The sequence below is a fragment of the Frigoribacterium faeni genome (assembly GCF_011761235.1).
In the GTDB taxonomy this organism is placed as follows: Bacteria; Actinomycetota; Actinomycetes; order Actinomycetales; family Microbacteriaceae; genus Frigoribacterium; species Frigoribacterium faeni_A.
Map to the genome: position 1 here is coordinate 114,495 of NZ_JAAOYW010000004.1, position 24,143 is coordinate 138,637.

Genomic DNA, 24,143 nt, shown 5'->3' on the forward strand with positions numbered 1-24,143 from the left:
CAGACCGCCTCCCCCCTCACCCGGTCGAGGAGGCGCGGATCGGTAGGATCCATCGGGTGCGCATACTCGTCCTCGGTTCCGGTGCTCGCGAGCACGCCATCATCACCGCGCTGCTGCGCGAAGACGCGGGGCACGAGATCGTCGCCGCCCCCGGCAACGCGGGCATCGCCGCGCAGGTCGAGGTCGTGCACCTCGACCCGTCGAACGGCGCCGTCGTCGCCGAGTACGCGCTCGAGAACGACGTCGAGCTGGTCGTCATCGGGCCCGAGGCGCCCCTCGTCGCCGGCGTGGCCGACGCGCTGCGCACCCGCGGCGTGCCCGTCTTCGGCCCCGGCAAGAAGGCCGCGGCGCTCGAGGGCAGCAAGACGTTCGCGAAGCGGATCATGGAGGAGGCGGGGGTCCCGACGGGACGCGCCACCCGCGTCGGCACCCTCGACGAGGCCGTCGCCGTGCTCGACGACTTCGGCGCCCCCTACGTCGTCAAGGCCGACGGCCTGGCGGCGGGCAAGGGCGTGCTCGTCACCGACAGCCGCGACGCCGCCGTCGAGCACACCACCTACTGGCTGCAGCACGGGCCGGTGCTCGTCGAGGAGCACCTCGACGGCCCCGAGGTCTCGCTCTTCTTCCTCAGCGACGGGCACACGGTCGTGCCGCTGTCTCCTGCACAGGACTACAAGCGCCTCCTCGACGGCGACGCCGGCCCGAACACGGGAGGCATGGGCGCCTACTCGCCGCTGCCGTGGCTGGCCGACCGCTTCGGCAGCGAGAAGGACTTCGTCGACGAGGTCCTCGACACCATCGCGACCCCGACCGTGCGCCAGCTCGAGGCCGAGGGCACGCCGTTCGTCGGGCTGCTCTACGCCGGGCTCATCCTCACCGAGCAGGGCGTGCGCGTCATCGAGTTCAACGCCCGCTTCGGCGACCCCGAGACGCAGGTCGTGCTGCCGCGCCTCATCACCCCGCTGAGCGGCCTGCTGCTCGCCGCCGCGACCGGCTCGCTCGGCAACCACGAGGCTCCCCGCTTCGTCCCGACGCCCGCCGTGACCGTCGTGCTCGCGAGCGAGGGCTACCCCGAGGGCGCCGTCAGCGGCCGCCCGATCGAGGGGCTCGACGAGGCCACCGCCGTCGCCGGGGTGCACGTGGCGCACGCCGCGACCGCCCGGCTCGACGACCGCCTCATCGCCACCGGCGGCCGCGTGCTCAGCGTCGTCGCCGAGGGCGCCGACCTCGCCGAGGCCCGCGGCCGCGCCTACGACGCCCTGCTCCGCATCCGGCTCGAGGGCGGCCAGTACCGCCGCGACATCGCCGAGCGGGTCGCCCGATGACCGCCGAGGCCCCCGAGCTCGCGGGCTGGGTGCACGCCTACTCGGGCAAGGTGCGCGACCTCTACGTGCCGGCACCGGTCGAGGGCCCCGACGGCGACGCCGCTGCCCTGGGCACTGCGCCCGCCCTGGACGCCGCGGAGCACCTGCTCGTCGTCGCGAGCGACCGGGTCAGCGCCTTCGACGTCGTGCTCGAGCCCGGCATCCCGGGCAAGGGCGCCCTGCTCACACAGCTCAGCTCGTGGTGGTTCGCCCAGCTCGACGGGGTGCCGAACCACCTCGTCGACCCGACCACCGCCTCCGTGTCGGTGCCCGACCGTGTGCGCGACCGGGCGATGCTCGTCAAGCCGCTCGACATGTACCCGGTCGAGTGCGTCGTGCGCGGCTACCTCGTGGGCAGCGGCTGGGCCGAGTACGTCGAGAGCGGCACCGTCTGCGGCATCGAGCTGCCCGCCGGCCTGAGCGACGGCGACCGCCTGCCCGAGCCGATCTACACGCCGGCCTACAAGGCCCCCCTGGGCGAGCACGACGAGAACATCTCGTTCGAGCGCACCGTCGAGCTGGTCGGGGCCGACGTGGCCGCGGCGCTGCGCGACACCTCGCTCGAGATCTACCGTCGGGCCTCCGGCGTCGCGGAGGCGCGGGGCGTCGTCCTCGCCGACACCAAGTTCGAGTTCGGGGCCGACCGCACCACCGGCGAGCTGACCCTCGGCGACGAGGTGCTCACCAGCGACAGCAGCCGCTTCTGGGACGCGGACGCCGCCGCGTCGGGCAGCCGCACCGACAGCTTCGACAAGCAGATCGTGCGCAACTGGCTCAGCGACGCCTGGGACCGCACCGGCACGCCGCCCGCCCTGCCCGACGAGATCGTCACGCGGACCGCGGCACGCTACCGCGAGCTGATCGAGCGCCTCACCGGCCGCTGACGCAGCCGCCCGCCGCGCCGCGCCGCGCTGCGCTGCCGCGCGCCGCGCTGCCGCGCGCCGCGCTGGCCGGGCCGCGCTTGCCGGGCCGCGCTGCAGCGCCCCGCGCGCGGCCGCCTGCACCTCGCGACACCGCCGAGTGAACGGAACACCGCCGAATTCGGCGGTGTTCCGTTCACTCGGCGGTGTTGGAGCCGAGCCGGGCCCGGCGGAGCCGGGGCGGGCGCCCGCTCCTCCCTCCGAACCACGTTCCGTTCACAGAACCACGAAGCAGTGTGGTTCTTTGAACGGAACGTGGTTCTCAGCCGGGGGCGAGCCCGAGCCGCCGGAGCGGCGCCGGGCCCGGCAGCACGGAATGCCCGGCCCCGCCCGCGGGTTCAGATCGGTGACACGTCATCGACCGGCGTGGCGCGACACCGCACGACGAACCGAGGCCCCCGATGACCGACACCAGCAGCACCGACAGCAGCAGCACCGACACGACCCGCGCCTCCTCGGGCCCGGCCGCCCGCGAGACGGGCACCGGCCCGGCCGCCGCGACCCGCGCCTCCTCGTCCGACCTGCTCGCCGCCGACACGGCGATGGGCGCGGTCACGCTGCGGGTCGCCGACCTCGACGCCATGACGGCGTACTACCGCGACGCGGTCCTGCTCAGCGTGCTCGCCGACCGGTCGACCGCCGGCCGGACCGTGCTCGGCCGCGGCGCGACGCCGATCGTCGTCCTCGAGCACGCGCCCGAGCTGCGCCACGCCGGCCCCCGCGAGGCCGGGCTGTTCCACACCGCGATCCTCTTCGAGACCGAGGCCGACCTCGCCTCGGCCGTCTACGGGGTCGCGAGCCGCCACCCGGGCAGCTTCACCGGCAGCGCCGACCACCTCGTCAGCAAGGCCTTCTACTTCACCGACCCGGAGGGCAACGGCGTCGAGCTCTACTGGGACCGCGACCGCACCGCCTGGTCGTGGACCCACGGCCAGGTCGACATGGCCACCCTCGCCCTCGACCCGAACGCGTTCCTGCAGCAGAACGTCTCCGAGGAGGCGCTGGTCGCGGCCGCCTCCCGCCCGGCCTCCGTGGGGCACGTCCACCTCAGCGTGGGAGACGTCGAGTCGGCCCACCGGTTCTACGTCGAGCAGCTCGGCTTCGAGACGACGACGCGTTTCGGGCCGCAGGCGCTCTTCGTGAGCGCCGGCGGCTACCACCACCACATGGCGATGAACACGTGGCAGAGCGCGGGGGCAGGGAGGCGGCAGCTGGCCCTCGGGCTCGGGCTGGTCCGCATCGAGGTGCCGACGCTCGACGACCTCGGCGCTCTCGGCGAGCGCCTGGCGCACCACGGCGTGGCCGTGCGCGACGACGGACGCGTCGTGGGGTTCGACGACCCGTGGCTGAACCAGATCGAGGTGACGAGCCGGGCACGTGTGAGCTAGCCCGGGCGGGATCCTCTTCCAGGACGCACGATCCTGATCGGCGAGAGGGGCAGTAGCGTCGGGGGCATGTCCGACGCCGCCCAGCCCGACGCTGCCCAGCCTGCCGCCGCCTCCTCTGCCTCCTCCCCCGCCCCCGTCTTCGGCATCGTCGCCGAGGGCGACCTCACGCTCGACGACCACGAGGCGCTGGCGGCCGTGCTCGCCCGCACGTTCGTCGACTACGACCACTGGTACGCCGGAGCCCGCAGCTGGGCCGGCATGCAGCCCGAGCTGCGCGTCGTCGCCCGCGACGGCGACGAGGTCGTGGCCCACGCGGGGCTCCGCCGCCAGTTCGTCTCCGTCGGGGGGACCGACCTGCTCGTGACCGCCGTCGGCATGGTCGCCGTCAGCCCGCGTCTGCAGGGGACGGGGCTCGGGGGCGCCCTGCTCCGGCACGTCGACGTCGCGCTCGAGCGCCTCGGCAGCCGCTTCGGCCTGCTCGAGACCGGCGAGGCCGTGCAGGGCTTCTACCGTCGCGGCGGCTGGCTGCCCCTCGCCGGGATCACCGGCCAGCCCGTCACCGGCCACACTGTCACCGGTCACACTGTCACCGGTCACTACACAGCCTTCTCGGCCGACGGTGCCGGGGTGCTGGTCAGCCAGGACGACGGCTGGCTCCTCCGCGAGGTCGGTGCGACGGCGGCCGAGTGGCCCGCCGGCGACATCCGGTGGAACGGCCAGATGGTCTGACGCCGCCGCGCCACGAAAGCGAGAGCATCTGGCCCGACCGCACCCGCGCCTCCTGGGCTCTGCGGCCTCGTGACGGCAGATCGCTCTCGAATTCGGAACCAGAACCACGCCCGGGCCCAGGCCCACGCACCCACAGCACCCCCCCACGCGAAGGAGGCGCGGCGCCCGTCGACCGGGCACCGCGCCTCCCGCAGTGCGGAGCAGCCTCGCGACTACGCGCGCACGCCCACCGTCGCCGGGTCCTCGTTCGAGCCGGGCGCCTCGGGCGACACTCCGGCGCGCACGCGCGAGCCGAGGATCGGGTCGACCGAGTTCCAGTACTGGAACACGCGCTCGAGCAGGTCGGGGCGCGTCACCTTCGAGACGTGGCCGACGATGTTGGCGACCAGGCGGTCGCGCTGCTCGTCGTCCATGACGTCGCGGACGAGGGCGCCGGCCTGGCCGAAGTCGTCGTCCTCGGCGTGCAGGGTCGCGGCCGAGCGGACGAGCTCGCCGTCGCTCTCCCACCCGCCGGTGTCGCCGGCAGCCGTCGGCGAGGCGGCGGGGCCGCCCACCGAGTTGGGCGCGTACACCGGGGCCGTGGCCTCGCTGAAGTGGTAGCGCGCCGCGCCGTCCTTCGAGTACGAGTGCACCTCGGTCTTGGGCATGTTCACCGGCAGCTGCTGGTGGTTGACGCCCACGCGGTAGCGGTGCGCGTCGGCGTAGCTGAAGATGCGCGCGAGCAGCATCTTGTCGGGGCTGGTCGCGATGCCGGGCACGAAGTTCGAGGGCGCGAACGCGGCCTGCTCGATCTGCGCGAAGTAGTTCTCCGGGTTGCGGTTCAGCGTCATGGTGCCGACCTCGATCAGCGGGTAGTCCGCGTGCGGCCACACCTTGGTCAGGTCGAACGGGTTGAAGCGGTAGCCCGCGGCGTCGGCGTAGGGCATGACCTGCACCGAGAGGGTCCAGGTCGGGAACTCCTCGCGGTCGATCGCGGCGGACAGGTCGCGGATGTGGAAGTCCGCGTCCTCGCCGGCGATGCGGTCGGCGTCGGCCTGCGTGAGGATCTCGTTGCCCTGGTCGGACTTGAAGTGGTACTTGACCCAGGAGCGCTCGCCCTCGGCGTTGATCCACTGGTAGGTGTGCGAGCCGAAGCCGTCCATCATGCGCCACGAGGCAGGCAGGCCGCGGTCGCCCATCAGCCAGGTGACCTGGTGGGCCGACTCGGGCGAGAGGGTCCAGAAGTCCCACTGCATGTCGTGGTCGCGCAGGTGCGAGCCGGGCAGGCGCTTCTGCGAGTGGATGAAGTCGGGGAACTTGATGCCGTCGCGGATGAAGAACACGGGCGTGTTGTTGCCGACGAGGTCGTAGTTGCCCTCGCTCGTGTAGAACTTCAGCGCGAAGCCGCGGGGGTCGCGCCACGTGTCGGGGCTGCCCTGCTCGCCGGCGACGGTCGAGAAGCGGGCGAGCATCTCGGTCTCGACGCCGGGCTGGAACAGCGCCGCCCGCGTGTACTGCGAGACGTCGCCGGTGGTGACGAACGTGCCGAAGGCGCCGCCGCCCTTGGCGTGCACGATGCGCTCGGGCACCTTCTCGCGGTTGAAGTTCGCGAGCTTCTCGACCAGCGCGTGGTCGTGCAGCACGATGGGGCCGTCGGCCCCGACGCTCTGCGAGTGCTCGTCGCTGGCGGCGGGCGCTCCGTTGTCGGTGGTCGTGATCGGGGTCGTGTCGGTCATGACTCCTCTTTCCGTTCGGTGTTCAGTCGCGGGTCGCGGGAGACCCGGCACGAGGCCGGGGAGAAAGCAGGGGCGTCGCCCCGTGCAGGAGGAGCGGTGCGGCTCAGGAGGCGCGCCCCGCGTCGGCGAGGCCGGTCGCGTCGACCGTCGCCCCGGTGCCGAGGGTCGCCCCGGCGCCGCCGGTCGCCCCGGTGCCGCCCGTCGCCTCGCCGTCGAGCGGCGCGTCCTCGGCGTCGCGGCAGGCCGGGCAGAGGCCCCAGAAGGTGACCTCGGCGGTCTGCACGGTGAAGCCGGAGTCGTTCGACGGGGTCAGGCACGGCGCGTGCCCGACGACGCAGTCGACGTCGGCGACGCTGCCGCAGACGCTGCAGACGACGTGGTGGTGGTTGTCGCCGGTGCGCAGCTCGTACAGGGCGGCAGAGCCTGCGGGCTCGATGCGCCGCACGAGCCCAGCGCCGGTGAGGGCCGCGAGCACGCCGTAGACGGCCTGCAGGGAGGTGCCCGGCAGGCCCAGCGCGACGCGCGCGAAGACGGCGTCGGCCGACGCGTGCGGCAGCCCCTCGAGCGAGTCGAGCACGGCGAGGCGGGGCGCCGTCACCCGGAGGCCGGCGGCCCGGAGGCGGTCGGTGCTGTCGCTCGTCGTGGTCACGGACCCATTCAAGCACGCTTCCTTGAGTGGTTCAAAAGAGAGCCCCGGGACGAGCCGGCGCCTGTCCCCTGCGCGCACTCCGGCCCTTTCTGGGGGAGGCCCGCCGCTGACGGCCCGAATACCGTGGACGACGGGATGGCACCAGCACGACACCCGAGGAGCACCACGTGACCAGGACGGTCGACCACCACGACAACAGACCCCCGGGCACCGCGCCCGCGACGGGCGGCACCGCCGCGCCGATCTCGCACCAGCACCGGTACGAACGGCTCCGCCCGGTCATGAAGCTCTGGTACCTCTGGTGGCTCTCCCGGTCGCGCCACGTCCTCTCGCCGCGTGACGAGCCCACCGCACGCTCGACCGCGCGCGACGCCGACACCGTGCTCATCGTGGGCAACGGCCCCGCGCACGGCTGGGGCGTGGGCTCGCACGACCTGGCCCTGACCGGCCAGCTGTCGCGCGCCTCCTCGGAGGCCACCGGCCGCCCCTGCTCGGTGGACTACGTGGGCGACGAGATGATGAGCATCGAGTCGACCCGGGCGTGGCTCCGCGACACCGACCTCGGGCTCTACGACACCGTCGTGGTGCTCGTCGGCCTCAACGACGCCGTGCGCCTGACGCCCCTCGACGTGTGGGAACGCGAGCTGCGCCTCCTCGTCTCGACCATCGGCCGCCGCAGCCACCCGACCGCCCGCACGGTGCTGGTCGGGGTGCCGCCCGTCCGGTCGGCGAAGGCGTTCGACTCGCTGCTCGGCTCGGTCGCCGAGCTGCACGGCGAGCGCATGAACGCCCTGACCGAGCTGGTCGCCGGCGAGTCCGGCCTCGAGTACTTCCGGCTGCCGGCGGGCCTGCGCCGCCCCGACACGCCCCACGGCTGCGCCGAGGGCTACCGCCGCTGGGCGCAGACCATCGCGCACCGCATCGCGCCGACCCTCGACCGCGTGCACCAGGGGCAGCTCGACGAGCGCCTGCCGCGGCACCTGCCCGAGCGCAGCTTCGAGTGGAGCGGAGGCAGCCGACTCGTCGCGCAGGCCGCGACCGGCGGCTCGGACACCCTGAAGCAGCTGGCGAAGGAGGCGGAGAAGGAGTTCGGGGTCGACGTCGCGGTCGTCAGCATGCTCGACGGCAGCCGGCTCTGGTACGCCATGAACACCGAGCTGCTGCCCGTGTCGATCCCGCGCGAGCTGACGTTCTGCGACGTCACGGTCGCCGCCGACGAGCTGGTCGTCGTCGAGGACGCCCGGCAGGACGCGCGCTTCGCCGACAACCCCTACCTCGACCTCAACCACGGGTGGTTCTACGCCGGGCACCCGATCCACTCGTCGACCGGCGAGACCATCGGCACGTTCTGCCTGCACAACACGAGGCCGCGGAAGGCGTCGTCGGTGTCGCCCGACGCGCTGCGCGCCTTCGCCCTGCGCGCCGAGGCCGAGCTGCAGAGCTACGAGCCCGTCGTCGCGCCCCCGCAGCCCCTGACCCGACGCGAGCGGCGCGAGGCCGAGGCACGGGCCGCGGCCGCGGCAGGCACCCCTGCCGGCAGCGCGACGGGCTTCGCCGCGATCCCCGTGGGCAGCCCCGTCAGCAGCCCCGTCGCCACCTCGGCCGGCCGCCCCATGCGCTAGTCGTCGTCGGCCCGGCGCACCTGGTCGTCGTCGGCCCGGCGCACCTGCTTGACGTACCGGTAGACGGTCGGCTCGCTGACGTGCAGCGCGCCGGCCACCTGGGCCACCGCCCCCTTGAGCAGGAACACCCCGGCCCGCTCGAGCTCGCGCACCGCCGCGACCTTCTCGTCGGGCGTCATGCGGTGCGGCTCGACGCCCTGGGCCGCCACGATGCGGGCGACGCCGTCGAGGGCGAGCTCGTCGACGTTCGTGCTGAGCCGCTCGGCGACGGGGGCCGCGGCGTGCCCCGACGCCGGGCCGGTCGACGCGCCGTCGGCCCCGCCCGGCGCCGCGCCCTTGACGAGGCCGGTCGTCGCCGTGATCGCCGCGAGCAGGTCGCGGGCCCGGGTCAGCGGCTCGTCGTCGATGTTGAGGCAGAGCATGCCGACGACGGCGCCGCCCGCGTCGCGGATGAAGAACGTCGACGAGCGGAACGTGCCGCCGGTGCGCGACTCAGCGAGGTAGTTCGCGAGGTAGTCGCGGTCGTCGTGCTCGTGGTTCTGCAGCACCTTGAGCACGAGGTCGGTCGCGGGCCCGCCGACGCTGCGGCCGCTCACGTGCCCGTTGGTCAGCGCGACGATCGAGCGGCTCAGGTCGCTCGTGTCGTGCAGGACGATCTCGGTGCGCGGGCCGAGCAGCTCGGCCAGGAAGTCCATCAGCGGCAGGTACGGGCCGAACTCGGCGCGGAGCACGCGGCTGGCGTCGACCACGGTGGCGCTGTTGGCTCTCGTCATGGCTCCGAGGTTACCGGCTTGTAACGAAATCGTCGCACTGTGATAATTTCTTCTCACCCTGCCTCTGATTCGGCTAGCTTCCGATGACCGACGACGTTCACGAAAGGCTCGACCATGACCCGACCCCGCCTCCGCCCCGCCCTCTGGGGCTCCGTCGCCACCGGCGCCGTGCTCGCCCTGACGCTCACCGCCTGCGGCGGCCCGAGCGCGCCGCAGCCGGGCGACGCCACCGGCGACGCGTCGTCGTCCGCCTCGTCCACCATCCCCGACACGAGCGCCCTGCTCGACGCCGTCGAGGTCGACGACTCGCTCGCCTCGCAGGTCCCCTCCGACATCGCCGACGCCGGCACCCTCGTCGTCGGCTCGAACGTGCAGTCGGCCCCGAACAACTTCTTCGCCGCCGACGGCTCGACGGTGATCGGGTCGGACCACGACCTCATCACCGCCGTCGGCAAGAAGCTCGGCCTCGAGGTCGAGTACCAGAACCAGGACTTCGGCTCGCTGATCACCAGCCTGCAGTCCGGCCGCGTCAACGTGACCATCGCGGCGATGAACGACACCGCCGAGCGCCAGCAGGCGATCGACTTCGTCGACTACCTCACCTCGGGCATCACGCTGATGGTGCAGAAGGGCAACCCCGCCGACATCACCGGCCCCGACACCCTCTGCGGCAAGAGCATCGCGGTCGTGACGGGCACGAGCCAGCAGGAGTTCGCCGAGGCGACCAGCACGCAGTGCGAGGCCGACGGCGACGAGCCGCTCGAGATCACCGTCACCGACAGCGACAGCCAGAACCAGACGCAGCTGCGCACCGGCCGCATCGACGCCATCGTCAACGACCTGCCCAGCGCCGTCTACATCTCGAAGACCGCCCAGGACGGCCAGGCGTTCGAGGTCGTGCCCGGCGACGTCATCGACGGCGCCCCCTACGGCATCGGCGTCAACAAGGACGACCCCGAGCTGCGCGACGCCATCGCCGCCGCCCTCGACTCGCTGATCGACGACGGCACCTACGGCGAGGTCCTCGACGCCTGGGGCATCACCTCGGGCAGCGTCACCGAGGCGACCGTCAACGGGGGCGAGTAGTCGTGACCGGCTCGTCGACCGACGGGGGCGCGGGGGTGCCGACCCGCACCTCGTCGTCCCGTCCGCCGGGGCTGCCGGACCGTGAGCTGCTGCCGCAGGTCCGCCTGAAGCACTGGGGCCGCTGGGTCAGCGCCGTCGTGATCGTGGTCGTGCTGGTCGCCCTCGTCTACGGCGCGTCGCAGGGCGACATCTCGTACCGCGACATCCCCTACTACCTGGTCTCGCCGATCATCCTGCAGGGCCTGGTCGGCACCATCGTCCTGGCCGTCGTCGCGCAGGTCAGCGCCGTCGTCATCGGCGTCGTGATCGCCCTGATGCGCATCTCGAAGAACCCCGTCGCGCAGGCCTTCGCGGCCGGCTACACGTGGCTGTTCCGCGGCCTGCCCGTGCTGCTGCAGATCCTGCTCTGGTACAACCTGGCGCTGATCTTCCCGCGGCTGCAGGTCGGGGTGCCGTTCACCGACGTGGTGTTCCTCGACGTCAGCACGAACGACGTCATGACGACCTTCGTCGCCGCGTTCCTCGGCCTCGCCCTCAACGAGAGCGCCTACATGGCCGAGATCGTGCGGGCCGGGCTCAAGAGCGTCGACCGCGGCCAGATCGAGGCCGCCCAGTCGATCGGGCAGACGCCGATGCAGCGCATGGCGCGCATCGTGCTGCCGCAGGCGATGCGCATCATCATCCCGCCGACCGGCAACGACTTCATCAACATGCTCAAGGGCACGGCCATGGCGTCCGTCATCGGCTACCTCGAGCTGATCAAGGCCGCGAACAACATCGCGTCGTTCAACCTCCAGGTGATGGAGACCCTGATCGCCGCGGCCATCTGGTACATGGTCATCGTCAGCGTGGCGAGCGTCGGCCAGTACTACCTCGAGCGCAGCTTCGACCGGCAGGACCGCCGCCCCGGCGGCCCGCCGAACGCCCGCGCGCTGCGCCGCAAGGTCGCCGCCGACCTCGGCCGCGCCCCCCTCGTGAGGAGCACCCCGTGACCGCGACCCCCGCCCCCACCGCAGGAGGCGCGGCGCCCGCCGCCGACGCCGCCCCCGTCCTCGAGGCGATCGCCGTCGGCAAGTCGTACGGCAGCCACGAGGTGCTGCGCGACGTCTCGATGACGGTGCGCAGCGGCGAGGTCGTCTGCATCATCGGCCCGTCCGGCGCCGGCAAGTCGACGTTCCTGCGCACGCTCAACCGCCTCGAGGAGCCCGACGCGGGCGAGGTCTGGGTGGGCGGCGAGCCGATGGGCTTCGAGCTCCGCGACGGCGTGCTGCACGAGCTGAGCGAGCGCCGCCTCTCGGCGCAGCGGGCGCGCACGGCGATGGTGTTCCAGCACTTCAACCTGTTCCCGCACCTCACCGTGCTCGGCAACGTCGTCGAGGGCCCGGTGCGCGTGCAGCGCCGACCGGCGGCCGAGGCGCGGGCCGAGGCCGTCGCCATCCTCGAGCGGGTGGGCCTCGGCGACAAGGTCGACGCCTACCCCGGCCAGCTCTCGGGCGGCCAGCGGCAGCGCGTCGCGATCGCCCGGGCCGTGGCCATGAAGCCGCTGTTCCTGCTCTTCGACGAGCCGACGTCGGCCCTCGACCCCGAGCTCGTCGGCGAGGTGCTCACGGTGATGGGCGACCTGGCGCGCGACGGCATGACCATGCTCGTCGTGACGCACGAGATCCAGTTCGCCCGCGAGGTCGCCGACCGCGTCGTCTTCATGGCCGACGGCGGCATCGTCGAGCAGGGCCCCGTCGAGCAGGTGCTCGGGGCGCCCCGCGAGGCGCGCACGAGGCAGTTCCTCCAGCGGGTGCTGACGTGACGGACCCGGCCCTCGACGCCTGGCTCGCGTCGTTCGCCGAGCCCGTCGGGTACCTCAACTTCGGCAGCTACGGCCCGCCCTCGCGCGACGTCGTCGAGACGATCGGCCGCCTCGCCTCCGCGGCGAGCGCCGGGGTCCCGTCGGCCGGCCTGCACGCCGAGGACGACCGGGCCCTGGCCGCGGTCTCGCGCCTCACCGGCGTCGACCGGGCCGGCGTCGCCCTCGCGGGCAGCACCTCCCTCGGGCTGATGCAGGTCGCGTTCGGCCTGCCGCGCGGCGAGGTCGTGGTGAGCAGCGCCGAGTTCCCGTCGAACCTGTACGCCTGGTGGCGCTCCGAGGAGGCGGGCCTCACGACGGTGCGCCCCCTGCCCCCGGTCCCGGGGCAGCCGCTCGCGCCGGTGACGCCCGAGCGCGTGGCCGACGCGGTCGGCCCGTACACCGTCGCCGTGGCCGTCAGCGCGGTCGACTTCCGCACCGGCGCCGTCGCCGACCTGGCCGGCCTGCGGGAGGCGGCGGGCGACCGCCTCCTCGTGGTCGACGGCATCCAGGGCTTCGGCGTGCTCGACGCCGACTGGTCGCTGGCCGACGCGCTCGTCGTCGGCGGCCAGAAGTGGCTGCGCGCGGGCTGGGGCACCGGCTTCGTCGCGCTGTCCCCGCGGGCGCTCGACCGCCTCCGTCCGGTGCTCGGCGGCTGGACCGGCGTCGAGGGCGCCTCCCGCTACGACGGCGTGCCGCACGCCCCGCTGCCCGGGGCGCAGCGCCTCTCGGTGACGAACGGCTCGCCGTTCGCGTCCGGGGCGCTGGCCACCGCGCTCGAGCGGCTCGAGCAGGTCGGGGTCGGCGTGGTCGCCTCCCGTGTCGCCGACACCGCGGGCGACCTGGTCGGCCGCCTGCAGGAGGCGGGCGTCCCGGTGCTCTCGCCCGTCGCCCGTGCCCGCCGGGCCGGCATCGTCGTCGCGGGCGTGCCCGCCGGCGAGGCCCAGGCCGTCGGAGCGCGGCTCGCCGACGCCAGCGTCACCGCGACCGTGCACGGCGACGACCGCGTGCGCCTCAGCGTGCACGCCACCACCACCCCGGCCGCGCTCGACGCGGCCCTGACCGTCCTGGGAGGACGCGCATGACCACCGACACCGACACCGGCTCCGTGAGCACCGCCTCCCTGCGTGCCGTCCACACCGACGCCGCCCCGGCGGCCGTGGGCGCCTACTCGCAGGCCGTCTGCGCCGGCGACCTCGTCTTCGTCTCGGGCCAGCTGCCGATCGACCCGGCGACCGGCGAGTTCGCCGGGCCGGGCGTGCGAGAGGAGGCGGCCCAGTCGTTGCGCAACGGGGCGGCGGTGCTCGAGGCGGCCGGCTCGGGCATCGGACACGTCGTCAAGACGACCGTGCTGCTCGCCGACATCGCCGACTTCGCGGTCGTGAACGAGGTCTACGCCGAGGTGTTCTCGGGCGGCGTGCTGCCGGCCCGCGCGGCGTACCAGGTGGGAGCGCTGCCGAAGGGCGCCCGCGTCGAGATCGAGTTCGTCGGGGTCGTCGCCCGCTGAGGCGCGCAGGCGGGGGCGGGGCCGGGCCGCCCGGCGCGGCCCGGCGCGGCGCCGCCCGGCCCCGCCCCCGGCGCGGGCCGGCGCCGCCCGGCCCGACCCGGCGCGTTCTGGCCGGGGAGGGACGTCCTGCCCCGGGGCCCCCGCCCACGACGTCCCATTCGCGTGAAGATCGCGCCGCCGAACCCGGACCGCCCCGCCCGCCGAACCCGGACCGCGCCGCCGCCCCCGCGGGCGCACCGCCGATCCTCCCCGAGGAGGAATTCACCGACCGGTCTCCCCGCCCGGCCCCGGCCCTCGCTACGGTGCGGAGATGAGCACGTCGACGGAGCGCCCCACACCTGAGCACGTCCCCGCGCCGAGGGCCGAGGGCTCCCCGGCCGCGCCGCCCTCCCCGGCCGACGCCCTGGTCGGCCGCGACCTCGTCGTCGACCTCGCCCGTGTCGTCTGCGTGCTGCTCGTGGTGGTCATCCACGTGCTCATGGTCGGCGTCGGCCGCGACTCCTCCGGGGCTGTCGTCGCCTCGCAGCCCCTGACCGAGCAGTCGTGGTTCGCGCTGTCGACCTGGGCGGGCCAGATCATGCCGCTGTTCTTCGTCGTCGGCGGCTTCGCGAGCGCCACGGCCTGGGCGAGCACCCGCCGTCGGGGCGGCGACGCCGCGGACTTCGTGCGGGGCCGCCTGCTGCGGCTCGGCCGTCCGTCGGCGGCGCTCTTCGTCGTGCTGGCCGTCGCGCTGGCGGCCGCGACCCTGCTCGGCGTCGACCCGGCCCTGCTCGACACGGCGGTGACCGGCATCGGCACCCCGCTGTGGTTCCTGGCGGCCTACGGCATCGTCCAGGTGGCGGTGCCGTCCATGGCCCGGCTGCACGCGACCCGTCCCGCGGCGACGTTCGTGGTGCTCGCGGCGGCGGCGTTGCTGGTCGACGCGGTCCGCTACACGACCCTCGTCACCGACGTCGGCCTGCTCAACATGGTGTTCGTGTGGCTGTTCGTGCAGCAGCTGGGCTTCGCGTACGCGACCGGGTGGTTCGCCCGCGCGCCGCGCCTCCTGCTGGTGGCCCTGGTGGTCGCCTGCGCCGCCGCGCTGCCGGTGCTGACGACGGTCGGGCCCTGGTCCGACGACATGCTGACGAACCTCAACCCGCCCGCGGTGCCGCTCATGGTGCTCGGAGTCGGACAGATCTGCCTGCTGACGCTGCTGCACCCCGCGCTGTCGCGCCTCATGCGGACGCGCGCCGCCCGGGCCGTCGTCTTCGCGATCGGCAGCCGCGGCATGACGATCTACCTCTGGCACCTGCCGCTGCTCATCGCCGTCACGGGGCTCGTGCTCGCCACGGGCGGGCCGATGCCCGAGCCCGCGTCGGCCGCGTGGTGGTGGACGCGCGGCCCCGTCGTGCTGCTCGTGATCGGCCTCGCCTGCGCGGTGTCGCTCGTCGCGGGGCGCCTCGAGGGGCCGCCGCGGGCCGTGCCCGCCGGTCGACGCAGGCCGAGCACGCTGGTCGTCGCGGTGTCGGCCGTGCTCGTCGTGGCGCCGCCGTTCGCCGTGCTGCTCGACGGCCTCGACCTGCGCAACGCGGTCGCCGGCGCCGTGGCCCTGCCGGCGGCCGTCTGGCTGCTCGGCCGCAGCCGCGCGGTGCAGCCCTCGCCGGCGGCTGAGCCGGCACGGACCGCGACCGCCTCGTAGGAGTCGCAGGCCGATCAGGCCGCCCAGGCCGCTCCGGCCGCGCAGACCTCGCCCGAGAGAAGGGTGACGCCCGACCGACGGGGGGATCGGCCGGGCGTCCTACGGCGTCGGGCGGATCAGGAACCCTCGACCGGGATGCAGCGAGGGGCCCGATCACAAGGCCGTGAATCCCGCTGCTGGATCAATGGTGCGTCCCGATCCGATGACGACGCTGGGAGCAGCCTCGGGATCCGCTGACGACGTCGCACCCCCGCTCGACCGTCGGCCCTGCCGCGGACCGCCTGCGGGCACCCGGCCGGGTGACGCCGTCCCGATAGACTCGCCGAGTCCACCCGCTGCCTTCTCGCAGGAGTTGAATCGTGCCCACCATCGTCGTCGAGGTCATGCCCAAGGCTGAACTGCTCGATCCCCAGGGCAAGGCCGTCGTCGGCGCCCTCTCCCGTCTCGGCCAGCAGCAGTTCACCGACGTCCGCATCGGCAAGCGCTTCGAGCTGACCGTCGAGGGCGAGGTGACGGAGGCGGTCCTCGCCGACGTGCGCCGGCTCGCCGACGACGTGCTCTCGAACTCGGTCATCGAAGACGTCGTGAGCATCTCGGTGCTCGACGCCGCGCCCGCCGTCTGATGCGCGTCGGCGTCGTCACCTTCCCCGGCTCGCTCGACGACCGCGACGCCCAGCGCGCGGTCCGCCTCGCCGGCGGCACGCCCGTCGCCCTCTGGCACGGCGACCACGACCTGCAGGGCGTCGAGGCGATCATCCTGCCCGGCGGCTTCAGCTACGGCGACTACCTGCGCGCCGGCGCCATCGCCTCCCTGTCGCCGATCATGACCGAGGTCGTCGACGCGGCGAACGCCGGCATGCCCGTGCTCGGCATCTGCAACGGCTTCCAGATGCTGGCGGAGGCGCGGCTCATCCCCGGCGCCCACACCCGCAACGCACACCAGCAGTTCATCCGTCGCGACCAGGTGCTCCGCGTCGAGAACGCGTCGACCGACTGGACGAACGGCTTCGCCGAGGGCCAGGAGATCACGATCCCCCTCAAGAACGCCGACGGCCGCTTCGTCGCCGACGCCGAGACGATCGCCCGCATCGAGGGCGAGGGCCAGGTCGCGTTCCGCTACGTCGGCGTCAACCCGAACGGCTCGATGGACGACATCGCCGGCGTCTCCAACGCCCGCGGCAACGTCGTCGGCCTGATGCCCCACCCCGAGCACGCCACCGAGCCCGGCTTCGGCCCCGACACGCCCGACGCCATGTCGAGCGGCGTCGACGGCCTCACGTTCTTCACGTCCGTCATCGAGAGGGCCCTGTCCAAGTGAGCACCGAGAACGACCGCGCCGAGCTGATCGACGTCCGTCCCGAGGGCCCCAAGCCCGACACGACCGCGGACGCGGCCGCGACTCCCGACAAGCACCAGCCGTACGAGGCGCTCGGCCTCAAGGCCGACGAGTACGCGAAGATCCGCGAGATCCTGGGCCGCCGCCCCACGAGCGGCGAGCTCGCCATGTACTCGGTCATGTGGAGCGAGCACTGCTCGTACAAGTCGAGCAAGGTCTACCTCCGCCAGTTCGGCCAGAAAGTCTCCCCCGCCATGAAGAAAGACCTCATGGTCGGCATGGGCGAGAACGCCGGGGTCGTCGACGTCGGAGGCGGCTGGGCGGTGACCTTCAAGGTCGAGTCCCACAACCACCCCAGCTACATCGAGCCGTTCCAGGGCGCCGCGACCGGCGTCGGCGGCATCGTCCGCGACATCATCTCGATGGGCGCACGCCCCGTGGCGGTCATGGACCAGCTGCGCTTCGGCGACATCGACGCCCCCGACACGCGCCGCGTCGTCGACGGCGTCGTGCAGGGCATCAGCTTCTACGCGAACTGCCTCGGCCTGCCGAACATCGGCGGCGAGACGTACTTCGACGCCGTCTACCAGGGCAACCCGCTGGTCAACGCCCTCGCGGTGGGCGTCCTCCGCCACGAAGATCTGCACCTCGCGAACGCCAAGGGCGTCGGCAACAAGGTCGTGCTCTTCGGGGCCCGCACCGGCGGCGACGGCATCGGGGGCGCCTCCATCCTCGCCTCCGACACGTTCTCGTCGGGCGGCCCGACGAAGCGCCCCTCGGTTCAGGTCGGCGACCCGTTCGCCGAGAAGGTGCTCATCGAGTGCTGCCTCGAGCTGTTCCGCGACGAGCTCGTCGAGGGCATCCAAGACCTGGGCGCCGCCGGCATCAGCTGTGCGACCTCCGAGCTGGCGTCGAACGGCGACGGCGGCATGTTCATCGAGCTCGACGACGTCCTGCTGCGCGACCCCTCGCTCACCGCCGAGGAGATCCTCATGAGCGAGAGCCAGGAGCGCATGATGGCCGTCGTGAGCCCCGACAAGCTCGACGCGTTCCTCGCCGTCACGGCCAAGTGGGACGTCGAGACCAGCGTGCTCGGCGAGGTCACCGACACCGGTCGTCTGGTCATCAACTGGCACGGCGAAGAGATCGTGAACGTCGACCCGCGCACGGTCGCCGTCGACGGCCCGGTCTACGAGCGTCCCGTCGCCTACCCGTCCTGGATCGACGCGCTCCAGGCCGACACGGCCGCGACGCTCGCGCGTCCGACCGACCCCGAGGAGGTGCGGGCACAGTTCCTGCAGCTGCTCGGCTCCCCCAACCTGGCCGACAAGAGCTGGGTCACGAACCAGTACGACACGTACGTGCTCGGCAACACGGCCCTGAGCTTCCCCGACGACGGCGGCATGGTCCGCGTCGACGAGGAGTCGGGGCTCGGGTTCGCCATCGCGACCGACGCCAACGGCCGCTGGTGCCAGCTCGACCCGAAGCAGGGCGCCCGCCTGGCCCTGGCCGAGGCGTACCGCAACGTGGCCGTCACGGGCGCCGTGCCCGCCGCGGTGACGGACTGCCTCAACTTCGGCAGCCCGGAGGACCCGGAGGTCATGTGGCAGTTCTCGCAGGCCGTCGAGGGCCTGTCCGACGCCTGCCTCGAGCTCGAGATCCCGGTCACCGGCGGCAACGTGTCGTTCTACAACCAGACCGGCTCCGCGCCGATCCACCCCACCCCCGTGGTCGGCGTGCTCGGCGTCATCCAGGACGTCGCGAAGCGCGTGCCCTCCGGCTGGCAGGACGACGGCGACAACATCTACCTGCTCGGCACCACCTCCCTCGAGCTCGACGGCTCGGCGTGGGCCGGCGTCGTGCACGACCACCTCGGCGGTCGTCCGCCGGCGGTCGACCTCGCGGGCGAGAAGCAGCTCGGCGGCCTCCTGGCGGCCGGCGCCGACCAGTCGCTGCTGGCGGCGGCGCACGACCTCAGCGACGGCGGCCTCGCGCAGGCCCTCGCCGAGTCGGTGATGCGCTTCGGCGTCGGCGCCCGCGTCTGGCTGGGCGAGCTGCTCGAGCGCGACGGCCTCGACCTGGCGACGACGCTGTTCAGCGAGTCGACGGGTCGCGTCATCGTGTCGGTGCCCCGCGAGGACGACGTCCGGTTCCGTGGCCTCTGCGAGGGCCGCGGCTACCCCGTCGCCCGCATCGGCGTCACGGACGCCTCGTCGCGGTCGCTCGAGATCCAGGACGTCTTCACGGTCTCGCTCGACGAGCTGCGCAGCACGCACCGCGGCACCCTGCCCGCCCGCTTCGGGGCCACGATCCCCCAGTAGGCGCCCTGCCGCGTGCCGCCGCAGCTGCGCACCGCACCGCGTTCCGTGACCGCACCGCGTCTAGACGCGGTGCCGTGCACGGAACCCGGTGCGGTGTGCGTCGCGGCACGCACCGCGGCACCCTGCCCGGACGACGACGAAGGCCCCTGCCGGACGGCAGGGGCCTTCGTCGTGCCGAGGGGCGACCGTGGCCGCCCCTCGCCAGCGCCTAGCCGACGCGTCGACGACCCACGACCACGGCGGTCGCGCCGACGGCCAGCAGCCCACCGGCCGCGAGCAGCGCCCACGTCAGGTCGGCGCCCGTGAAGGCCAGGTCGCCGGACGGAGTCGACACGGCTGCCGGCGACGTCGGGGCCGCGGCAGGCACGACGGGGGCGTCGGCCGGCGCGTCGGGGCCGTCGACCGGCGCGTCGGGGTCGTCCGACGGCGCGTCGGGGTCGTTCGACGGCGCGTCGGGGTCGTCCGACGGCGCGGGGACGGCTGCGGCGTCCTCGTACCGGAACGCGCCGGCGACGGTCACGGTGCCGAAGGCGGTCGTGACGACGACGTCCTGGGACCGGCCGAGCTCGTCCGCGGCCGGTGCGGGCACCACGACCGAGAGCGACGTCGACGACGGCTCCCCCGTGACGGGCAGGGCGGGGAGCCCGCCGATGGTGACCGACGCGCCCGCGAGGTCCGTGCCGTCGATGACGACCACGTCCCCTGCCGACCCCACGCTCGGGGAGACCCCGATGACCGTGGGGGCGGAGGACTCGACGGTGACCACGAGGTCGGTGCTGCCCGAGGACCCGCCCGCGCCCGTCGCGGTGACGGTCACGGGGAACGTCCCGGACGCCGTCGGCGTGCCGGAGAGGAGGCCGGAGGGCGAGAGGACGAGCCCGGCGGGCAGGGTGCCCGCAGTGAGGGCGAAGTCGTACGGAGCGGTCTCGCCGTCGGCCTGGAGGCGCTGCGCGTAGGCGACGCCCTGCTTCGCGGCGGGCAGCGAGGCGGGTCCGACGATGACGACCGGCGCGGAGGTCACCCGCGATCCGGCGTCGGCGGCGCTGGTGCCGCCGGACGAGACGATGAACACGTCCACCGCGCCGGAACGCAGGTCGGCCGGCACGACGGCGGTGATCTGCGTGTCGGAGTCCACCGTGAACGACGTGGCGGGCGTGCTGCCGAAGGTGACCGCGGTGGCGCCCGTGAAGTCGACGCCGGTGATGGTGAGCGTCGGAGCACTGCCGGTCGCGAAGGTCGAGGGCGTCACGGCCGAGATCTCGGGCACGCGCGTGACCCACGACAGGACGACCTTGCCGTCGCCGCCGTGGTTCGCGTCGGCGGAGGTCAGGAGTCCGTCGAAGAACGAACCGCCACCGCCGCCGCCGCCGGCGCCGCCGTTGGCGAAGCCCCCGCCGCCGCCGCCGCTGTAGCCGCCACCGCCGCCGCCGGCGTAGTCGCCGGTTCCGCCGCCGCCGCCGTAGCCCCCGCCGGACGTGCCGGCCGCGCCGGCCGCCAGTGACTGCCCGCCCTGGCCGCCGCCGCCGGTGAGGAGACCGCCGCCGCCGCCGGCCACGGAGCCCCCGCCGCCGGCGCCGCCGGTGCCGCCCGCGCCCCCGCCGACGCCTCCGGCGGTGCCGTCCGTGGTCAGGGAGGCCCCGGAGGCGCCGTTGTTCGAGGCGGCGCCGCCACCGCCGCCGGCCGCGACGAGCAGGCCGGCCTGATCGGGCGTCGTGTAGACGAACGAGCCGCCGCCGCCCGCGGCGCCGTAGCTGTAGACGTAGCCGTCCCTGCCGACGGTGCCCACGACGATGTTCAGGGTCTGCCCCGGGACGACCTCGACGTCGCCGTCGAGCTGGGCGCCGCCGCCACCGCCGCCGAACGAGCTGCCGCCCTGTGCGCCGGCGACCTGGGCGCGCATCACGTGCACCCCGTCCGGGACGACGAAGGTCTGCACCGAGGAGGTCGGGCCGAACGTCACGCTCTGCGGGGTGGTCGCGGCTGTCGCCGGAGCAGCCGCGACGACGGCGCCGGAGAGCGCGAGCGCGACGGTCGCCGCTCCGACGGCGACGCGACGGAGGGGGAGGGGGATGAAGGAGTTCATGGTTCCTGTCTGGTTCGGGCTACAGGGGACGCTTGAGGATACCCGCCGGTACTCACCCGCAGCAGCCCCCGACCACCCCACTTCGGGTGCCACCACGCCCCCACCTCACGAAGCGCCGCCGCCCTTCCGCCCCTCCCCTCCAGGCGAGCGAAGCGTCGCCGCCCCCGCCGCCCTCCAGGCGCGCGAAGCGCCGCCGCCCCACCCAGGCGCGCGAAGCGCCGCCGCCCCCACTCGCCGCACGCAGGCGCGCGAAGCGCCGCCGCCCCCACCCGCCAGGCGTCGGCGCAGCCGACAGCGCCCGGCAGGGCGCCATGGGCATGAACAGCAAATCCCCCGGTCCGACAGGACACGGGGGATGAATTTGCTGGGGTACCTGGACTCGAACCAAGAACAACTGAACCAGAATCAGTCGTGTTGCCAATTACACCATACCCCAATGATGACGACCGCTTGGTCTACACCACTGTGGCCCATCAACTGAGCCGACGTCTACTGTACACGATCCCCGAGCTCGGCGAGGCCACCGATCAGGTCCCGGTTGATCACGGCGGCCACGCGGGCGCCCGATCCCGCGGCGACGATCAGCTGCTGCGGCCCCGGCGCCGTGGACTCCCCCGCGGCGTACAGGCCCTCGACGGAGGTGCGACCGTGGTCGTCGACGACGAGCAGCCCGTCGGCGTCGAGGTCGGCCCCGAGCGGGGCCACGTACTCGAGCATGCCGGCCCACGCGGGCCGCACGAAGCCGCCCTCGCGGGGCACGACCTCGCCGTCGGCGAGCTCGACCCCGGTGAGGCCCTCGCGTCCGCCCTGCAGGGACGCGATCGCCCTGCGGTCGACGCGGACGCCGCGGGAGGCGAGCTGCGCCTCCTCGGCCTCGGTCACGGCGACGTCGGACGCGTTCGTGAAGACGACCAGGTCGTCGCTCCACTGCGTCAGCAGCAGGGCGCGCTCGGCCAGGTCGCGGTGCTCGCCGATGACGGCGAGGGCCTGGTCGCGCTTGCCGTAGCCGTCGCACTCGATGCAGCTGTGCACGAAGGTGCCGTAGAAGGCGCGCAGGCCGTCGATCGCGGGCAGGGTCTCCTGCAGGCCGGTGGCGACCAGCACGACGTCGGTGGTCGCCCGACGCTGCTCGCCCCTGAACTCGCAGTCGACGACGAAGCCGCCGTCTGCCCGGGTGATGCTCGTGGCCATCGTCTGCCAGTGCTCGCCCTCGTCGTACGCGAGGAACTCCTCGCGCCCGAGCTTGCGCAGCTCGAGCGGCGAGATCCCGTCGCGCGTCAGGTACCCGTGCGACAGCAGCGTCGCCGAGTTGCGGGGACGGTTGCTGTCGACGAGCAGCACCCGCCGCCGTGCACGCACCAGGTTCAGGGCGGCGCTCAGCCCGGCAGGCCCTCCCCCGACGACGACGACGTCGTAGTGCGCGTCGGCAGCGCGCCCGTCGACGCCCTGCTCGCTCATGACCGCTCGAGGAGGCGCCGGATGCGCGCCTGCGTCGACTCGCGCCCCAGGATCTCCATCGACTCGAACAGCGGCGGGCTGACCCGGCGCCCCGAGAGGGCGACGCGCAGCGGCCCGTAGGCCACCCGCGGCTTGAGGCCGAGCTCGTCGACCAGCGCGGTCTTCAGCGCCTCCTGGATCGCCTCGTGCGTCCACTCCCCGACCCCGTCGAGGGCAGCCGAGGAGGCGCGCAGCACGTCGGCGGACGAGTCCGGCAGCGAGGCGGTCGCGTCGTCGTCGTACTCGAGCTCGTCGTCCGACACGAACAGGAACGACAGCATCCCCTTCGCCTCGCCCAGCAGGGTCATGCGCTCCTGCACCAGCGGCGCGGCCTGCGCCAGGACGGCAGCCTCGGCCTCGGTGGGCGGGTCGCCGACGACGCCGTCGAGGTACGGCAACAGTCGCTGCGTGAAGTCGTCGACCTCGAGGAGGCGGACGTGGTCTCCGTTGATCGACTCGGCCTTCTTGAGGTCGAACCGGGCCGGGTTCGGGTTGACGTCCGTCACGTCGAAGGCCGCGACCATCTCGTCGAGGCTGAAGACGTCACGGTCGTGCGACAGCGACCAGCCGAGCAGCGACAGGTAGTTGACGAGGCCCTCGGGGATGAAGCCCCGGTCGCGGTGGTGGAACAGGTTCGACGAGGGGTCGCGCTTCGACAGCTTCTTGTTGCCCTCGCCCATGACGTAGGGCAGGTGGCCGAAGCGGGGCACGAACTCCGTCACGCCCAGCTCGACCAGCGCCTCGTAGAGGGCGATCTGCCGAGGGGTGGACGAGAGCAGGTCCTCACCGCGGAGCACGTGCGTGATGCCCATCAGGGCGTCGTCGACCGGGTTGACGAACGTGTAGAGCGGGACGCCGTTCGGACGCACCACGACGAAGTCCGAGAACGACCCGGCCGGGAACGTGATCTCGCCGCGCACCAGGTCGTCGAAGCTGAGGTCACGGTCGGGCACGCGCAGCCGCAGCGCCGGCTGACGCCCCTCTGCCGCGTACGCAGCGCGCTGCTCGTCGCTCAGGTCACGCTCGAAGTTGTCGTAGCCCTGCTTCGGGTCGCGGCCGGCCGCGATGTTGCGCGCCTCGATCTCCTCGCCCGTGGCGTAGCTCTCGTAGAGGAGACCACGCTCGAGCAGGCGGTCGATGATGTCGCGGTAGATGTCGTGACGCAGCGACTGGCGGTACGGCTCGTGCGGCCCGCCGACGTCGACGCCTTCGTCCCAGTCGATCTTGAGCCAGCGCAGACCGTCGAGGATCTGCTCGTAGCTCTCCTCGCTGTCACGGCTGGCGTCGGTGTCCTCGATGCGGAAGACGAGCTTGCCGCCGTGGTGCCGCGCGTAGGCCCAGTTGAACAGGGCCGTGCGGATGAGCCCCACGTGGGGCGTGCCGGTGGGAGAAGGACAGAACCGCACGCGCACATCGGCGCCGGAGGCGGTGGAGAAGGGAGCAGACATCGGAGACGATCTTACCGGCGTACGCCCCGATCGATCAGCGACTTCAGGCCGGCCGAGGCCACGCTGCCCAGACGACCGTCGCAACGGTTGTTAAACGAGAAGAGCCCCTCCGTGGAGGGGCTCTTCTGTAAAGGAAGTCCGGCGGTGTCCTACTCTCCCACAAGGTCCCCCTTGCAGTACCATC

19 protein-coding genes, 1 tRNA gene and 1 pseudogene are annotated in these 24,143 nt (G+C 73.4%); 14 read left to right on the forward strand and 7 right to left on the reverse strand.

Annotation, left to right across the window (positions count from 1 at the left end; genetic code table 11):
* The first annotated feature begins 56 nt into the window (after window positions 1-56).
* From purD to FHR78_RS14700, 4 genes are all read left to right on the forward strand, one after another.
* Complete coding sequence (gene purD / locus FHR78_RS14685; protein ID WP_166761307.1) at window positions 57-1,325, forward strand: phosphoribosylamine--glycine ligase; 1,269 nt, start codon at window positions 57-59, stop codon at window positions 1,323-1,325.
* Window positions 1,322-2,248, forward strand: a complete 927-nt coding sequence (locus FHR78_RS14690; protein WP_166761308.1) for a phosphoribosylaminoimidazolesuccinocarboxamide synthase — start codon at window positions 1,322-1,324, stop codon at window positions 2,246-2,248. Before purD ends, FHR78_RS14690 begins: the two co-directional genes overlap by 4 nt.
* 578 nt (window positions 2,249-2,826) lie before the next feature.
* Window positions 2,827-3,672 carry a VOC family protein gene (locus FHR78_RS14695; protein ID WP_166761330.1) on the forward strand — a complete coding sequence of 282 codons (846 nt, stop codon included), beginning with the start codon at window positions 2,827-2,829 and terminating at the stop codon, window positions 3,670-3,672.
* Between the two features lie 66 nt (window positions 3,673-3,738).
* Window positions 3,739-4,401, forward strand: a complete 663-nt coding sequence (locus FHR78_RS14700; RefSeq protein WP_166761309.1) for a GNAT family N-acetyltransferase — start codon at window positions 3,739-3,741, stop codon at window positions 4,399-4,401.
* A 212-nt stretch (window positions 4,402-4,613) separates the two neighbouring features.
* Here FHR78_RS14700 and FHR78_RS14705 read toward each other — a convergent pair whose 3' ends face one another.
* Together FHR78_RS14705 and FHR78_RS14710 are read right to left on the reverse strand one after the other, a co-directional pair.
* Window positions 4,614-6,116 carry a catalase gene (locus FHR78_RS14705; protein ID WP_166761310.1) on the reverse strand — a complete coding sequence of 501 codons (1,503 nt, stop codon included), beginning with the start codon at window positions 6,114-6,116 and terminating at the stop codon, window positions 4,614-4,616.
* A 223-nt stretch (window positions 6,117-6,339) separates the two neighbouring features.
* Window positions 6,340-6,765 (reverse strand): annotated as a pseudogene (locus tag FHR78_RS14710) (Fur family transcriptional regulator); the annotation flags it as partial.
* A gap of 167 nt (window positions 6,766-6,932) precedes the next feature.
* Between FHR78_RS14710 and FHR78_RS15710 the strand changes: the two are divergent.
* A complete protein-coding gene (locus tag FHR78_RS15710; protein ID WP_166761312.1) occupies window positions 6,933-8,387 on the forward strand; it encodes a GAF domain-containing protein in 1,455 nt (484 codons plus the stop codon).
* On the opposite strand, the gene FHR78_RS14720 is transcribed toward FHR78_RS15710, so the two are convergent.
* Complete coding sequence (locus FHR78_RS14720) at window positions 8,384-9,160, reverse strand: helix-turn-helix transcriptional regulator (RefSeq protein ID WP_166761313.1); 777 nt, start codon at window positions 9,158-9,160, stop codon at window positions 8,384-8,386. The two genes, FHR78_RS15710 and FHR78_RS14720, sit on opposite strands and share 4 nt — an antisense overlap.
* Before the next feature lie 114 nt (window positions 9,161-9,274).
* Here FHR78_RS14720 and FHR78_RS14725 point away from each other — a divergent pair, with 114 nt between their 5' ends.
* The 9 genes from FHR78_RS14725 (at window position 9,275) to purL (ending at window position 18,931) form a co-directional block, all read left to right on the forward strand.
* Window positions 9,275-10,246, forward strand: a complete 972-nt coding sequence (locus FHR78_RS14725; RefSeq protein ID WP_166761314.1) for an ABC transporter substrate-binding protein — start codon at window positions 9,275-9,277, stop codon at window positions 10,244-10,246.
* Window positions 10,247-10,248: 2 nt separating this feature from the next.
* Window positions 10,249-11,238: an amino acid ABC transporter permease gene (locus FHR78_RS14730; protein ID WP_347878233.1), complete on the forward strand. Its 990-nt coding sequence runs from the start codon at window positions 10,249-10,251 to the stop codon at window positions 11,236-11,238.
* Window positions 11,235-12,050 carry an amino acid ABC transporter ATP-binding protein gene (locus FHR78_RS14735; protein WP_347878234.1) on the forward strand — a complete coding sequence of 272 codons (816 nt, stop codon included), beginning with the start codon at window positions 11,235-11,237 and terminating at the stop codon, window positions 12,048-12,050. Before FHR78_RS14730 ends, FHR78_RS14735 begins: the two co-directional genes overlap by 4 nt.
* Window positions 12,047-13,171: an aminotransferase class V-fold PLP-dependent enzyme gene (locus FHR78_RS14740; RefSeq protein ID WP_166761315.1), complete on the forward strand. Its 1,125-nt coding sequence runs from the start codon at window positions 12,047-12,049 to the stop codon at window positions 13,169-13,171. The genes FHR78_RS14735 and FHR78_RS14740 overlap by 4 nt, the downstream gene beginning before the upstream one ends.
* Complete coding sequence (locus FHR78_RS14745; RefSeq protein ID WP_166761316.1) at window positions 13,168-13,593, forward strand: Rid family detoxifying hydrolase; 426 nt, start codon at window positions 13,168-13,170, stop codon at window positions 13,591-13,593. Before FHR78_RS14740 ends, FHR78_RS14745 begins: the two co-directional genes overlap by 4 nt.
* Window positions 13,594-13,903: 310 nt before the next feature.
* On the forward strand, window positions 13,904-15,274 hold the full coding sequence (locus tag FHR78_RS14750) for an acyltransferase family protein (protein WP_166761317.1): 1,371 nt from the start codon (window positions 13,904-13,906) through the stop codon (window positions 15,272-15,274).
* A 359-nt stretch (window positions 15,275-15,633) separates the two neighbouring features.
* Window positions 15,634-15,897: a phosphoribosylformylglycinamidine synthase subunit PurS gene (purS, locus tag FHR78_RS14755; protein WP_166761318.1), complete on the forward strand. Its 264-nt coding sequence runs from the start codon at window positions 15,634-15,636 to the stop codon at window positions 15,895-15,897.
* Window positions 15,897-16,592, forward strand: coding sequence for a phosphoribosylformylglycinamidine synthase subunit PurQ (purQ, locus tag FHR78_RS14760; RefSeq protein WP_166761319.1), 696 nt, complete (start codon window positions 15,897-15,899; stop codon window positions 16,590-16,592). The genes purS and purQ overlap by 1 nt, the downstream gene beginning before the upstream one ends.
* 26 nt (window positions 16,593-16,618) lie before the next feature.
* The gene (purL, locus tag FHR78_RS14765) at window positions 16,619-18,931 is read left to right on the forward strand and encodes a phosphoribosylformylglycinamidine synthase subunit PurL (protein ID WP_166761333.1); all 2,313 of its coding nucleotides are present in this window, start codon (window positions 16,619-16,621) and stop codon (window positions 18,929-18,931) included.
* Between the two features lie 208 nt (window positions 18,932-19,139).
* Here purL and FHR78_RS15485 read toward each other — a convergent pair whose 3' ends face one another.
* The 4 genes from FHR78_RS15485 to gltX form a co-directional block, all read right to left on the reverse strand.
* Window positions 19,140-21,014 carry a putative Ig domain-containing protein gene (locus FHR78_RS15485; RefSeq protein WP_166761320.1) on the reverse strand — a complete coding sequence of 625 codons (1,875 nt, stop codon included), beginning with the start codon at window positions 21,012-21,014 and terminating at the stop codon, window positions 19,140-19,142.
* A 364-nt stretch (window positions 21,015-21,378) separates the two neighbouring features.
* Window positions 21,379-21,450 (reverse strand) — tRNA-Gln (locus FHR78_RS14775).
* A gap of 53 nt (window positions 21,451-21,503) precedes the next feature.
* Window positions 21,504-22,472: an NAD(P)/FAD-dependent oxidoreductase gene (locus FHR78_RS14780; protein ID WP_166761321.1), complete on the reverse strand. Its 969-nt coding sequence runs from the start codon at window positions 22,470-22,472 to the stop codon at window positions 21,504-21,506.
* Window positions 22,469-23,959: a glutamate--tRNA ligase gene (gene gltX, locus FHR78_RS14785; RefSeq protein ID WP_166761322.1), complete on the reverse strand. Its 1,491-nt coding sequence runs from the start codon at window positions 23,957-23,959 to the stop codon at window positions 22,469-22,471. Before gltX ends, FHR78_RS14780 begins: the two co-directional genes overlap by 4 nt.
* Window positions 23,960-24,143 lie beyond the last annotated feature (184 nt).